Genomic DNA, 13087 nt, shown 5'->3' with positions numbered 1-13087 from the left:
GGATCCTCGCGGTGCCCGCCTACCGGCCGGCGTCGCGCGCCTGCGCCGCGAGCACCCGCTCGACGTCGGCGAGGTGCTCCACCACGATGCGGCGGAGCGGGGTCGCGTCGGGGTGCGCGTCGAGCCAGCTCCGGGTCGCCTCGACGAGCCGCGGCGACGCGGCCGCGCCCGGGTAGAGCCCCTCGGCGAGCGCCTCGGCGATCGCGAAGCTGCGCGTCTCCCACAGCCCGTCGACCGCGCTGAAGTAGCGCTCGACGTACGGCTCGAGCAGTCCGGGATCGCTGCCGCGGCCGAGGCCCGTCGTCACGGCGCGCACCTGGCTGTTCGGCAGGGCGTCGGAGTCGACGACCGACGCCCAGGCCGCGGCCTTCGCGTCCGCGGTGGGCCGCGCCGCGCGCGCCGCGAGCGCGGACTCCCGCCCCTTCGCGGTCGCGTCCCGCGCGAGCTCGGCGTCGACCGCCGCGTCGTCCGCCCGGCCGCCGGCAGCGAGGCCGGTGAGGAGCCGCCAGCGCAGGTCGGTGTCGACGTCGAGCCCCGGCAGGATCGCGGTGCCGTCGAGCAGCCCGGCGAGCACATCGAGCTGCGCGGCGCTGCGGGCGGTGCGCGCGAACGCGCCGACGAGCTGCAGCTGCGCGTCGGATGCCGGCTCGGCGGCGCGGGCGAGCCGCAGCAGGCCGTCCGCGAGCGCCTCGAGGGTCGCGGTCCGGTGCTCGGGGGCGACGAAGTCCTCGGCGGCCGTCACGACCTGCCCGAGCAGCGACTCGAGCACCGGCGACGACGTCTCGACGCCGGCGTGGTCGAGCACGAGCGCGACGAAGTCGCGCGCGGGCAGCTCGGCGTCGCGGGTGGCGTCCCACACCGCGCCCCAGACGAGCGCGCGGGCGAGCGCCGAGTCGATGCGCGAGAGGCCGGCCGTGGCCGCCTCGAGCGACGCGGGGTCGAGCCGGAGCTTCGCGTAGGCGAGGTCGTCGTCGTTCAGCAGCAGCAGCGCCGGGCGCTCGCGGCCGGCGAGCTGCGGCACCTCGGTGCGCTCCCCGTCCACGTCGAGCTCGATCCGATCGGTGCGGACGAGCCGGCCGTCGCGCTCGTCGTACAGCCCGACGCCCACGCGGTGGGGCCGCAGCGTCGGCTGCGCCGCCGAGGCCTCCTGCCGCACCGCGAACCGGGAGATGCGGCCGTCGTCGCCGACCTCGAGCTCGGGCCGCAGCGTGTTCACCCCGGCGGTCTGCAGCCAGACCCGGCTCCAGGTGTCGAGATCGCGCCCGCTGGAGCTCGCGAGCTCGGCGAGCAGGTCGGCGAGCGTCGCGTTGCCCCAGGCGTGCCGCTTCAGGTACGCGGCGACACCGGCGAAGAACGGGTCCCGCCCGACGTAGGCGACGAGCTGCTTCAGCACGCTCGCGCCCTTCGCGTAGGTGATGCCGTCGAAGTTCACCTGCACGTCCTCGAGGTCGCGGATCTCCGCGACGATCGGGTGCGTCGAGGGCAGCTGGTCCTGCCGGTAGGCCCAGTTCTTCTCCGTGACCGTGAAGGTCGCCCAGGCGTCCCGCCAGGCCGTGACCTCGGCGGTGGCGAGGAACGACATGAACGTGGCGAACGACTCGTTCAGCCACAGGTCGTCCCACCAGCGCATGGTGACGAGGTCGCCGAACCACATGTGCGCGAGCTCGTGCAGCACGACCATGGTGCGGGCCTCGCGCTGCGCGTCGGTCACCTTCGAGCGGAAGACGTACGCCTCGTTGAAGGTCACCGCCCCGGCGTTCTCCATGGCGCCCCAGTTGTACTCGGGCACGAAGATCTGGTCGTACTTCCCGAACGGGTAGGGGATGCCGAAGGCGCTCTCGTAGAAGGCGAAGCCGCGGCGGGCGGCCTCGAACATCGCCTCGGGCTCGACGAACTCCGCGAGCGACGCCCGCGCGAGCACCCCGAGCGGCACCGCGCCCCCGGCGCTCTCGAGCTCGCCGTCGAACCGCACGTACGGCCCCGCGATCAGGGCGACGAGGTAGCTCGACAGCGGCGCGGTCGGCTCGAACGCCCAGGTCGCGGCGCCCTCCCCCGTCGGCCGCGGCTCGGGCGTCGGCCGGTTCGAGACGATCGTCCAGCCCGCGGGCGCCGTGACGGTGAGACGGTAGGTCGCCTTGAGGTCGGGCTGGTCGAACACGGCGAACATGCGCCGGGCGTCCGGCACGGCCATCTGCGTGTAGAGGTACGTCTCGCCGTCCGCGGGGTCGACGAAGCGGTGCAGCCCCTCACCCGTGTTCGTGTAGCGCATGTCGGCGACGACCGTCACCTCGTTCTCGGCCTCGAGGCCGTCGAGGCGGATGCCGGCGGCGTCGGCGACCTCCGCCGGGTCCAGGTCGCGGCCGTTCAGGCGCACGGCATGCACCTGCGCGGCCAGCGCGTCGAGCACGGTCGACGCACCCGCTTCGGCGCGGAAGCGCACGGTCGTGGTCGAGCCGAACAAGGCGTCGCCGCGGGTGAGGTCGAGGTCGATGTCGTAGCCGTCGATCGAGAGCAGGCGCGAGCGCTCCTCGGCCTCGTCGCGGGTGAGGTTGGTACCGGGCACGGGATCAGTAGAGCACCACCGCCGCGGCTGCCCGGAATCGGGCGACCGCCGGACGCGAGGGGCAGAATGCGCCGGTGACCCTCGACTACGCAGCCGCCCGCGACCTGCTGCTGCGCACCCGCACCGACTACGCCGCGGCGCGGACGGCGTTCGCGTGGCCCGAGCTGCCGGACCGGTTCGACTGGGCGGTCGACTGGTTCGACCGGCTCGCGGAGGGCCCCGCCGGGCAGCGGCTCGCGCTGCGGATCCTCGAGGCCGACGGCACCGAGGAGCGCCGCACCTTCGCGGAGCTGTCCGCGTCGTCGGAGCGGGTCGCCGCGTGGCTCGCGGCGCAGGGCGTGCGGCAGGGCGACCACGTGCTCGTCATGCTCGGCAACCGGGTCGAGCTGTGGGAGTCGATGCTCGCGCTGATGAAGCTCGGCGCGGTCACCTGCCCGACCTCGACGATGCTCGGCCCCGCCGACCTCGAGGACCGCATCACGCGCGGCGGCATGCGCCACGTGATCGCCGAGATCGCCGACACCGGCAAGTTCGACGGGCTGGATGCCGCGCTCACGCGAATCGTGGTCGGCGGCGACCGGGAGGGCTGGCGCTCCTACACGGACGCCGAGGTGGCGACGGGTGCGCGGCCCAGGGTCTCGGTGCACCCGGACGACCCGTGCCTCATGTACTTCACCTCCGGCACGACGAACCGGCCGAAGATGGTCGTGCACACCCACCGCTCCTACCCCGTCGGGCACCTGACGACGCTCTACTGGATCGGGATCCAGCCCGGCGACGTGCACCTCGCCATCAGCTCTGCCGGCTGGGCGAAGCACGCCTGGAGCTGCTTCTTCGCGCCGTGGATCGCCGAGGCGACGGTGCTCGTCGTGAACAGCCCGCGGTTCGAGGCGGCCGCGCTGCTCGCCGCGCTCGACGCCGCAGCGGTCTCCACGTTCTGCGCGCCTCCGACGGTGTGGCGGCTGCTGCTGCAGGCGGACCTCGGGCGGCGGCCGAGGGCGCTCCGCGAGGTGGTCTCGGCGGGCGAGCCGCTGAACCCCGAGGTGATCGCCCGCGTCGAGGAGGCGTGGGGGCTGACCGTGCGCGACGGCTACGGGCAGACCGAGATGACGGCGGTGATCGCGAACCCGCCCGGGCGGCCGCTCGTCCCCGGTGCGATGGGCGTGCCGATGCCGGGCGTCGCGGTGACGCTCGTCGATCCGATCACGGGCGAGGAGGCCGACGAGGGCGAGGTCTGCATCGACCGGCGGGGACGCGCCGACAACCTCATGGCGGACTACCGGTCCGGCCCCGGCGACCTCGATCCGATGCCGGACCGCGACCTGTTCCACACGGGCGACGTCGCGGTGCGCGACGCTGACGGCTCGCTCACCTTCGTCGGCCGCACCGACGACATCTTCAAGTCGTCGGACTACAAGGTCTCGCCGTTCGAGGTCGAGAGCATGCTGCTCACGCACCCGGCGGTCGCCGAGGCCGCGGTGGTGCCCGCGCCGGACCCGACGCGGCTGTTCGCCGTCAAGGCGTACGTCGCGCTGGCCGGGGGCTTCCCACCGGACGCGGACACGGCGCGCGCGATCCTCGCCCACGCCCGCGAGCACGCCCCGGCGTACCAGCGGGTGCGCCGGGTCGAGTTCTTCGAGCTGCCGAAGACGATCTCGGGCAAGATCCGCCGCGTCGAGCTGCGCGAGCGCGAGCAGGCGGCCGCGTCGCGTTTGCCCGACGAGTTCCGCGACGACGACTTCCCCGAGCTGCGGGGCGCCGGCCGGGGCTGAGCCCGGCCGGCGCCCCGGCACGACGGCTACTTCGCGAGGAAGCGGAGCAGCACCTCGTTCACCTCGGCGGCGTGCGTCGTGAGCATGCCGTGCGGGGCGCCCTCGATCTCGACGTACTCGGCGGCGGGCAGCGCCTTCGCGAACCGGCGGCCGGTCGCGTCGATCGGCAGGATGCGGTCCTCCGTGCCGTGCACGATGAGCGCCGGGACGTCGATCTTCGCGATGTCGCCGCGGAAGTCGGTCGGCCAGGTGAGGGGCGCGGCGGCCGAGGCGATCGCGCCGCTGCCCGCGGCGATGTTCCAGGCGTTGCGGACCGCCTCCTCGCTGATGCGCGAGCCGAGGTACGTGTCGAGGTTGTAGAAGTCGTTGTAGAAGGCGCTGAAGTACGCGTAGCGGTCCTTCTTCACGGCCGCGACGATGCCGTCGAAGAACGCCTGGTCGCCCGCGCCGTCCGGGTTGTCCCCGGTCTTCAGCAGGTAGGGCTCGAGCGAGCCGAGGAAGGCGGCCTTCGCGACGCGGCGGGAGCCGTGGGTCGCGAGGTAGCGCGCCACCTCGCCGGTGCCCATCGAGAAGCCGACGAGCACCGCGTCGGTGAGGTCGAGGGTCTCGAGCAGCGTGTTCAGGTCGCCCGCGAACGTGTCGTAGTCGTAGCCGACCGCGGGCGTGCTCGACCGGCCGAAGCCGCGGCGGTCGTAGGTGATGACGCGGAAGCCCGCGTCGAGCAGCGCCGCGGTCTGCGCCTCCCACGAGCTGCCGTCGAGCGGGTAGCCGTGGATGAGCACGACCGGCTGCCCTGCGCCGTGGTCCTCGTAGTGGAGCTCGATGTCGGTGCTGTTCTCGGTGCCGACCGTGATGGAACCCATCGGAGTCCTTCCTTCCCGAATGGGAGAACGATCGTTCTCCCCCGTCTGCCGCTACGCTAGAGAACGATCGTTCTCGGCGCAACCGGCGCTGAGGGTATGCTCAGGCGAGGAATGGGAATGGTTCAGCAGGAGGCGGATCCGCGCACCCGGGTGATCGCCGCCGCGGACGAGCTGTTCTACCGGCGCGGCATCCAGGCGACCGGGATGGACGAGGTGCGCGCGGCCGCCGGCGTCTCGCTGAAGCGCCTCTACGCCGAGTTCCCCGGCAAGGAGCAGCTCGTGCTCGCGGTGCTCGCCGCTCGGCACGAGATGTGGGAGCAGGGCATCGCGGGAGCGGCGGCGCACGCGCACGACGCGCGCGGCCGGCTGCTCGCGATCTACGACTTCCTCGAGACGTGGTTCGGCGACGACTCGTTCCGAGGCTGCGGGTTCATCAACGCCTTCGGCGAGCTCGGCGCCTCCTCGCCCGCGGTCGCCGATGCGGCGCGGGAGCACAAGGCCTCGTTCCAGCACTACGTGCAGGGGCTCGCCACCGAGGCGGGCGGCGACGCGGAGCTCGCGGCGCAGCTCGCGCTGCTCGCCGAGGGCGCCCAGACGACGGCGGCGATCGCGGGCATCGTCGAGCCCGCGCTGCACGCCCGCCGCGCGGCCGAGGTGCTGATCCGCGTCGCGACCGGCCGCTAGGTCCGCGCGGCCGCGAGCGCGGCCATCTGCGCCGCGAACAGCGTCGCGCCGCCCTGCGCCGGATGCCGCACCGCGACCGCCTCGATGCCGGCCGCCGCGAGCGCGCCCTGCGCCTTCCGGCCGACGGCGACGACGTCGCGGATGCCGAGGGCCGCGAGCAGCTCCAGCGCGACCGGGGCTCCCCCACGCACCTCGGCCGGTCGCGGCGTCCGGTTGGTGCGCGGGTCCCCCGAGACGAACGGGTGGTGCGGGTAGGCCCCCCAGCAGACCGGCGGGCGGCCCGGCCAGGCGGCGAGGGCGCGCTGCACGAACGCGGCGGACGCCTCCCACTCGGCGGCGGGCTGCGGCGGCACGAGGAAGCCGTCGCCGTCGGCACGCCCGGTGAGGCGGCCCGGTCGCACCGTCAGCTCACGGACGCTCACGAACGGCACGCCGGTCACCGTCGCGCCGCGCCAGCCCGGCGCCTCCGCGATCAGCGCGGTGCCGGTGCCCGCGACGAGTGCGAGGTACCGCTCGAGGTTCGCACGCCGCAGCGCACCCTGCGGCGTGGTCGCGTCGTAGAGCGCCTCCGCGTCGGCGGGCGCCGGCAGCGCGTCGAGCAGCGCCCAGAACCGGGTGAGATCCATCCGCGGCAGTCCACCACGTCGAGCGCGGCAGGATGTGGACGTGAGCGACGTCCTGCCCGCCCCGCGCTTCCCCGACCCGCGCCGGGCGCCGTCGCTGCGCTGGGGCGTCCTCGGTCCCGGCGGGATCGCCGCCGACTTCACCGCGGCCCTGCAGCGTCACACGGGTCAGCGGGTCGTCGCGGTCGGATCGCGCAGCGCGGACCGGGCGACGGCGTTCGCGGAGCGCTTCGGGATCGAGCGGGCGCACGGCTCGTACGAGGCGCTGCTCGCCGACGACGAGGTCGACGTCGTCTACGTCGCCTCGCCGCACACGGAGCACGCCGCGCACGCGCTCGCGGCGATCGCCGCCGGGCGGCACGTGCTCGTCGAGAAGCCGCTGGCCGTCACCGCCGCCGAGGGGCGCCGCATCGCGGAGGCCGCGCGCTCGGCGGGCGTGCTCGCGATGGAGGCGATGTGGACGCGGTACCTGCCGCAGACCGACGTCGTGGCGCAGCTGCTCGAGCAGGGCGCCATCGGCGAGCCGACCCTCGCGCTCGCCGACTTCGCGGGCGGACCGGCGACGGATCCGGGGAGCCGCCTGCTCGACCCCGCGCTCGGCGGCGGCGCCCTGCTCGACGTCGGCGTCTACACGGCCTGGTGGGCGTGGTTCGCACTCGGGCGCCCCGAGCGGATCACGGCCACCGGCGTCCTCGCCCCGTCCGGTATCGATCTGCAGGCCGCCGTCGCGCTCGTCACCCCCTCGGGCGCCCTGGCGCACCTCACCACCGGCATCCGCGGCCGCACCGCGTGGCGGGCGACGGTCGCCGGCACCGAGGGGCGCATCGAGATCACCCCGCCGTTCTGGGGTCCGAGCGGCCTCACCGTGCTCGACGCGGCGGGCGACGAGCGCGCAGCCTGGACGGACCCCTACGGGCGCCCGGGCCGTGACGGCCTCTGCTACCAGGCGGCCGCGCTCGCGCGTCTCGTGCACGACGGCCGCACCGACTCGCCGCTGCACTCCCTCGACGACGCGGTCGGGGTGCTCGAGGTGCTCGACGAGGCGCGGCGGCAGCTCGGCTACGTCGAGGGGTGGGGTCCGCGGGCGTGACGGACGACGACACGGTCGCCGCGGCCCGCGCGGCCTTCGCCCGGGCCGCCGGCCGGCTCGCCGCCGAGGGCGGGCGGGTGGAGGCCGTGGCGGAGTTCGTGCCCGCCCGACGGGTGCTCGGCATCCAGCGCAAGGCGGCGATGCGGCCGCTCGGGCACGCGTGGCACCTCGGCGTGCTGCTGCTGCAGCCCGACCTCGTGGTCCGCGCGGTCGGAGGCATCACCCGCGCGGTCGAGCCGGGGCACCCGGGCCACGTCGCGCTGTCCATCGAGGACCGGCGCGACCACCGCGCCGCGGCGTTCCGCGGGCCGTTCGAGCGCGGGGCGACCGTGCACTACGACGCCGCCGTGGTCCCGCTCGACGCCGACGCGCTGCGGGCCTCCGACGGCCCGCTGCTGCTCCGCGACGGGCGCGTGCTCGTGGTGTGGAGCGCGGCGATCGGCGCCGCGGGAGCCCGCGACCTCGAGCCGTACCTCGACGAGCGCGTCGAGCTGCTGCTGCATCCGCCGCAGGGCGCGACCTGACGGCGCTCAGCCGACCGCGCGGATCCAGTCGAGCGCGACCGGCAGCGCCCGCAGCACCGAGATGTGCCCGTCCCGGGGGCGGAGCCAGAGCTCGGCCGCCGGCAGCCGGTCGAGCAGCCGCCTGGCGTGGTGCTCGGGGATGACGCGGTCCTCGCCGCCCTGCACGAGCAGCACCGGGCAGCGGACGTCCTCGAGCGCGACGCCCCACGGCGTCACGAAGGCGACGTCGTCGTCGACGGCGCCGTCGGCACCGTCCGCGCTCGCCCGGCCGGCGTCCTCGCCGAGCGACGCCCAGTCGTGCTCGAGGGCGTCCCAGTCGGCCGCGATGAAGACCGACTCGTCGAACGCCTCGACCTCGGCGTAGCGGGCCCGGGCGTCCCGGCCCTCGAGGGAGGCGCGGAGCCCCCGCGGATCCCGCATCCCGGCGAACCAGCCGTCGGTGCCGTCGAACGGGGCGACACCGGCGAAGGTGACGACCGCAGCGACCCGCCCGGGCAGCAGCGCGGCGCAGGCGAGCGCGTGCGGGCCGCCGCCCGAGCTGCCGAGCACGGCGAACCGATCGATCCCGAACGCGTCGGCGACCGCGGCGAGGTCGGCCGCAGCCGCCGCGACGTCCCGGCCGGGCAGCGGCGTCGAGCCCGGGTACGCCGGCCGGGCGGCCGACAGCCACCGGATCCCGCGGGGCGCACCCGCCTCGAGCAGCGGCGGCAGCACCGCGCCGGTCTGCGGCGAGCCGTGGTGCCAGATCGCGGGAACCGGCCCGTCCCCCGCCGCGAAGGCGTGCACCATGCGGCCGTCGGGGAGCGCCACGTCGCGTTCGGTCGCGTCCATCCCCCGATTGTGGCCCCCCTCGCGGCGACCTCCCGAGCGGGCCGGGCGGAGTGGCCCGGTGACCAGCGACAGCGACCAGGGGCGTCCGGCGAGCTGCGCGACGCTGCGGTCGTGCTCGTGCTCGTCGTCGGCGCCACCCGCGTCGTGCTCGGCGCCCACTGGTTCACCGACGTGCTCGCGGGCTGGCTGCTCGGGGCCGCCTGACTCGCGGTCGTGATCACGGCGCATCGGCTGGACCTGACCGCGCGGCACCGGGGAGCGCCCCGGCGTCATCGCGCGGCCGGCCGCCGTCGCCTACCGGCGGCGCTGACTCACGCCGCGGCCGCAGTCCGCTTGCGGATGCGCCGCAGCTGCGCGTCGAGGTGCGGCCGCGCACGGCGCTGCCCGCCGCGCTCCCCGATCGCGGCGGCGAGCGACTCGAGCACCCCGCGCACGCGATCGGCGTCGGGCGCCCAGCCGCGGCGCTCGCACTCCTCGAGCCACTCGACGGCGCCGCGGTGCCCGCGCTCGCCGTTGCACCGTCGGCAGGCCGGCACCTCGTTCTCGAGCCACGAGGGCCCGCCCTTCACCTTCGGCACGAGGTGGTCCGTCGTCGCGCGCGTGCGGTCGGAGAAGGCCTGCCCGCACCAGATGCACGCGTCCCCGTCGCGTCGCCGCGCGACGACGAGCCGTTCGCTGCGCCCCAGCTGCACCATGTCGCCCTGATCAACCGCCTGCTGCGGTGAACTCTTCCGCCTCCTCTTCCGTTGCAGGGGGTGGACGGGCAGGATCCGTGCACGCGAGACAGGAGGCGCCATGGCGGCCGAGACGCACGGCGCGCCCGCGCTGCTCGCCGCGCTGCAGGCGGAGCATGCCGCGGACCTCCTCCGCTACGCCCTGCGGCACACCCGCGACACCCAGCTCGCCGAGGACGTGGTGCAGGAGACCTTCGCTCGCGCCTGGGCGCATCCGTCGCGGGTGCAGGGCGACCGCGACCGGACCCGCGCGTGGCTGTTCACCGTCGCGCGCAACCTGCTCGTCGACGACCTGCGCAGCGCCCGCTTCCGGCGCGAGCAGGCCGTCGAGGCGGTACCGGAGCGGGCGCGCGGCGACGACACCGACCAGGTGCTCGACCGGATCCTGCTCACCGACGCGCTCGCCGGGCTCTCGCCCGAGCACCGCGCGGCCGTCGTCGACGCGTACTACCTCGGGCACTCGGTGCGTGAGATCGCGGAGCGGCAGGGCGTCCCCGAGGGCACCGTGAAGTCGCGGCTCCACTACGGGCTGCGCGCGCTGCGGCTCGCGCTGCAGGAGCGCGGGGTGACGCGATGACGCACGAGCAGTACCGGGATTGGGACGGCGCCTACGTGCTCGGCGCGCTGTCGCCCGAGGAGCGGCTCGAGTTCGAGGCGCACCTCGCCGCCTGCCCCGCCTGCGGCGAGCAGGTCGCCGAGCTCGCCGGTCTGCCCGGCCTGCTCGGCCGGCTCGACGCCGCGACCGCGCTCGCGGTCCGCGACCTGCCTGCGCTCGAGCCGGTGCTCGAGCGGGCCGCTCCGGCCCCCGACTTCGTCGCGCCGCTCGCCCGACGGCTCGTCCGCCGCCGCCGGCTCACGGCGCTCGCCGCTGCCGCTGCGGTCGTCGGCGCGCTGGCCGGTGGCACGGCCATCGGGACCGCGCTGCAGCCCACCGCCCCGGCGGCGGCGGCGACCGTGCTGCAGCCGGTGTCGGGCTCGAACGTGCGCGCCACGCTCACGGCGATCGGGGTGCGCTGGGGCACAAGGCTCAGCTGGTCGTGCAGCTACCCCGCCGGCCACGGGCGATACGCCCCCACCGGGTACCGGCTCGTCGTCACCACCCGGGAGGGCGTCGCGCACGTCGTGGCGACGTGGGCCGCCGGCGGCGAGGGCGCCAAGGGTCTGAGCGCGGCGACCGAGGTGCCACGGAACGACATCGCCACGGTCGACATCAGGACCGCCGGATCCGACGTCCCGCTCGCGGCGGCGCGCCTCGACGGGTAGGAACGGGGGCATGGCCGTCGTCGTCTGCCCCGCGACCACCGTGCCCTTCTCCGACGTGGAGCACGCGCTCACCGGCGGCGGCGACGGCGGAGGCTGCTGGTGCCAGTGGTTCCTGCTGCCGCGCCGCGACTTCGACGCCGCCGGACGCGAGGGGCTGCGCGAGCGCCTGCGGGTCGAGCTCGCGGAGGCCGAGGTCGCCCCGGCGCTCGTCGCGCATGTCGCGGGTGAGGCGGCGGGCTGGGTGCGGGTCGCCCCCCGTACGACGCAGCCGGTGCTCGCCCGCTCGCCGATCGTCCGCCGGGGCAGCGTCGAGCCACCGACGGCGGCGGACGTCTGGGCGATCACCTGCCTCGTCGTCCGGCGGGAGCACCGCGGGCAGGGACTCGCGCACCGCCTCGTCGAGGCCGCGACGGAGCACGCGGCGGCCTCGGGCGCGCGGACGATCGAGGCGTATCCGATCGACACCGGCGTCCGGGCGCCCACGAGCACCGCGCTGTACCACGGCTCGATCGACCTGTTCGAGCGCGCCGGCTTCACGGTGGTGGCCCGGCCGACGCCGGGTCGGGCGGTGATGTCCCGCCCCGCCTCGCCCTCCCCCTCCTGACCCGGGCCGGGTGTCGCCACTGCGTGCGGGTCAGTAGCCGAGGAAGCGGTCCGTGCGGATGCGGTGCACGCCCGCCGAGCGGGCCAGCCGGCGCGCGGCGGCGACGACGCCGGGCGAGCCGGCGAGGTACGCGGTGCGGCGGGCGGCGTCGGGCACGAGCGAGGCGAGGTCGAGCCGATCGAGGCGGTCCGCGACGAGGGTCCATCCGGGCGGCAGGGACTCCTGCAGCCGCGGCGGCCCGACGACCAGGGCGCGCACGCCCGCGCCCGTGAACGCCGGCGCGAGCAGCAGGTCCCCCGGCGTCGACGCCACGTGCACGAGCACGACGTCGCGATCCTCCCCGCGGGCGCCGAGGTCGTCGGCGAAGCTCGCGAACGGGGTGATGCCGATGCCGCCCGCGATCCAGAGCAGCGGCACGGCGGCCGAGCGCGGCAGCACGAAGTCGCCGCCGACCGCGCTGCCGGCGACGACCGCGCCGGGCTCGAGCGCCGCGAGGGACCGCTTGAAGGAGCTGCCCTTCGTCGCCCAGCGGGTGACGACGCGGACCTCGTCGGTCCCGGGCCGGTTCGCCGGGCTGAACATCCGGCGGGCGCCGCGGCCGTCCTGCCGCCGGTGCGGCAGGCTCAGCTCGACGTACTGCCCTGCGCGCAGGTGCAGCGGGTGCTCGGCGCGGAAGACGAGGTCGCCGATCCCGCCCGTCACGGTCCGCCGGTCGTGCAGCACGAGGCGGACGCGACGCCTGGGCCCGAAGGCGAAGGCGACGGCGTTGCCGACGACGAGCGCGATCTCGGGCGCCATGGCGATGTAGGCGACGTGGAGGGGCACGAGCGCGACCACCCCGACGATGACCCCGACGAGCAGCCGCTGCCATCGCCGCGGCGGCAGCGTGAGCGGCTCCGTGGCCATGAACGCGGCGAGGAAGAGGTAGGGGTAGGAGGCGATCGCGCTGCCGGCGGCCGGCAGCAGCGGCGTCCCGAGGCCGGCGAGCAGCGCCGTCGTGCCGGCGACCGGGATCGCGGCGACCGGCAGGGCGACCTCCGGCGTGCGGGTGCGGAGCACGACGAGCGCACCGCCGACGAGGATCAGGGGCAGCAGCGCCGGCGTCGCCACCCACCAGGTCGCGCCGCCGAGGTGCAGCACCGTGACGAGCACGGCGCCGATCGCGACGGGGTTGAAGACGTGGCGGCCGCGCCACGCGAGCAGCACCTTCGACGCCGCGGCGAACGCGGCGGCGGCGACGAGCGCCACGAGGTCCGGCGCATCGAGCACCGGCAGGAACAGCAGGAACACGAGCAGGCCGGTGATCAGGCTCGACTCGGTGTGCGGCCGGATGCGCACCACGAGCGCGAGCAGCCGGGTGACCGCGACGACGACCCCGACCGCGAGCAGCGCCGTGACCGGCAGCGCCAGCGGGTCGAACGCGATGGCTCCCACGACCGCGGCGATCTCCGCGGCGACCGCGATCGCGAGCAGCACGAGCAGCACGAGCCGGTACATCGTGACCCGGCCGAGCACCGCGTCGAGGCGGTGCACCTG

The 13087-nt window shown here is 75.7% G+C and carries 14 protein-coding genes; 8 read left to right on the top strand and 6 right to left on the bottom strand.

The window, feature by feature from the left end:
- Nucleotides 1–19: 19 nt before the first annotated feature.
- A complete protein-coding gene (pepN, locus tag QDR37_RS09850; RefSeq protein ID WP_279713473.1) occupies nt 20–2563 on the bottom strand; it encodes an aminopeptidase N in 2544 nt (847 codons plus the stop codon).
- A gap of 74 nt (nt 2564–2637) precedes the next feature.
- Between pepN and QDR37_RS09845 the strand changes: the two genes are divergently transcribed.
- Nucleotides 2638–4335 carry an AMP-binding protein gene (locus QDR37_RS09845; RefSeq protein WP_279713472.1) on the top strand — a complete coding sequence of 566 codons (1698 nt, stop codon included), beginning with the start codon at nt 2638–2640 and terminating at the stop codon, nt 4333–4335.
- A gap of 26 nt (nt 4336–4361) precedes the next feature.
- Here QDR37_RS09845 and QDR37_RS09840 read toward each other — a convergent pair whose 3' ends face one another.
- Nucleotides 4362–5198 carry an alpha/beta hydrolase gene (locus tag QDR37_RS09840; protein ID WP_279713471.1) on the bottom strand — a complete coding sequence of 279 codons (837 nt, stop codon included), beginning with the start codon at nt 5196–5198 and terminating at the stop codon, nt 4362–4364.
- Between the two features lie 117 nt (nt 5199–5315).
- On the opposite strand from QDR37_RS09840, the gene QDR37_RS09835 reads away from it, so the two are divergent.
- The gene (locus QDR37_RS09835; protein ID WP_279713470.1) at nt 5316–5882 is read left to right on the top strand and encodes a helix-turn-helix domain containing protein; all 567 of its coding nucleotides are present in this window, start codon (nt 5316–5318) and stop codon (nt 5880–5882) included.
- On the opposite strand, the gene QDR37_RS09830 is transcribed toward QDR37_RS09835, so the two are convergent.
- Nucleotides 5879–6508, bottom strand: coding sequence for a uracil-DNA glycosylase (locus tag QDR37_RS09830; RefSeq protein ID WP_279713469.1), 630 nt, complete (start codon nt 6506–6508; stop codon nt 5879–5881). The genes QDR37_RS09835 and QDR37_RS09830 overlap by 4 nt on opposite strands.
- A 40-nt stretch (nt 6509–6548) precedes the next feature.
- Here QDR37_RS09830 and QDR37_RS09825 point away from each other — a divergent pair, with 40 nt between their 5' ends.
- Together QDR37_RS09825 and QDR37_RS09820 are read left to right on the top strand one after the other, a co-directional pair.
- Nucleotides 6549–7595, top strand: coding sequence for a Gfo/Idh/MocA family oxidoreductase (locus QDR37_RS09825; RefSeq protein WP_279713468.1), 1047 nt, complete (start codon nt 6549–6551; stop codon nt 7593–7595).
- On the top strand, nt 7592–8119 hold the full coding sequence (locus QDR37_RS09820) for a hypothetical protein (RefSeq protein ID WP_279713467.1): 528 nt from the start codon (nt 7592–7594) through the stop codon (nt 8117–8119). The genes QDR37_RS09825 and QDR37_RS09820 overlap by 4 nt, the downstream gene beginning before the upstream one ends.
- 6 nt (nt 8120–8125) lie before the next feature.
- Here the strand turns inward: QDR37_RS09820 and QDR37_RS09815 are convergent, their stop codons facing one another.
- Nucleotides 8126–8950, bottom strand: coding sequence for an alpha/beta hydrolase (locus tag QDR37_RS09815; RefSeq protein WP_279713466.1), 825 nt, complete (start codon nt 8948–8950; stop codon nt 8126–8128).
- A gap of 9 nt (nt 8951–8959) precedes the next feature.
- Between QDR37_RS09815 and QDR37_RS09810 the strand changes: the two genes are divergently transcribed.
- Complete coding sequence (locus tag QDR37_RS09810; RefSeq protein WP_279713465.1) at nt 8960–9154, top strand: phosphatase PAP2 family protein; 195 nt, start codon at nt 8960–8962, stop codon at nt 9152–9154.
- A gap of 107 nt (nt 9155–9261) precedes the next feature.
- On the opposite strand, the gene QDR37_RS09805 is transcribed toward QDR37_RS09810, so the two are convergent.
- Nucleotides 9262–9645, bottom strand: coding sequence for an HNH endonuclease (locus tag QDR37_RS09805; protein ID WP_279713464.1), 384 nt, complete (start codon nt 9643–9645; stop codon nt 9262–9264).
- A 100-nt stretch (nt 9646–9745) separates the two neighbouring features.
- Here QDR37_RS09805 and QDR37_RS09800 point away from each other — a divergent pair, with 100 nt between their 5' ends.
- Genes QDR37_RS09800 through QDR37_RS09790 form a run of 3 tightly spaced genes read left to right on the top strand, consistent with a single transcriptional unit; the run spans nt 9746 to nt 11551 of the window.
- On the top strand, nt 9746–10261 hold the full coding sequence (locus QDR37_RS09800; RefSeq protein WP_279713462.1) for a sigma-70 family RNA polymerase sigma factor: 516 nt from the start codon (nt 9746–9748) through the stop codon (nt 10259–10261).
- Nucleotides 10258–10947 (top strand): zf-HC2 domain-containing protein, encoded by a 690-nt coding sequence (locus QDR37_RS09795; protein WP_279713461.1) that lies wholly within the window; start codon nt 10258–10260, stop codon nt 10945–10947. Before QDR37_RS09800 ends, QDR37_RS09795 begins: the two co-directional genes overlap by 4 nt.
- Before the next feature lie 10 nt (nt 10948–10957).
- On the top strand, nt 10958–11551 hold the full coding sequence (locus QDR37_RS09790; protein ID WP_279713460.1) for a GNAT family N-acetyltransferase: 594 nt from the start codon (nt 10958–10960) through the stop codon (nt 11549–11551).
- A gap of 30 nt (nt 11552–11581) precedes the next feature.
- Here the strand turns inward: QDR37_RS09790 and QDR37_RS09785 are convergent, their stop codons facing one another.
- On the bottom strand, nt 11582–13084 hold the full coding sequence (locus QDR37_RS09785; protein WP_279713459.1) for an FAD-dependent oxidoreductase: 1503 nt from the start codon (nt 13082–13084) through the stop codon (nt 11582–11584).
- Nucleotides 13085–13087 lie beyond the last annotated feature (3 nt).

This window comes from Amnibacterium sp. CER49 (genome assembly GCF_029846255.1).
Taxonomy (GTDB): domain Bacteria; phylum Actinomycetota; class Actinomycetes; order Actinomycetales; family Microbacteriaceae; genus Amnibacterium.
Note: the sequence above shows the minus strand (reverse complement) of the source record. Positions and strands in the feature narration are given on the sequence as shown.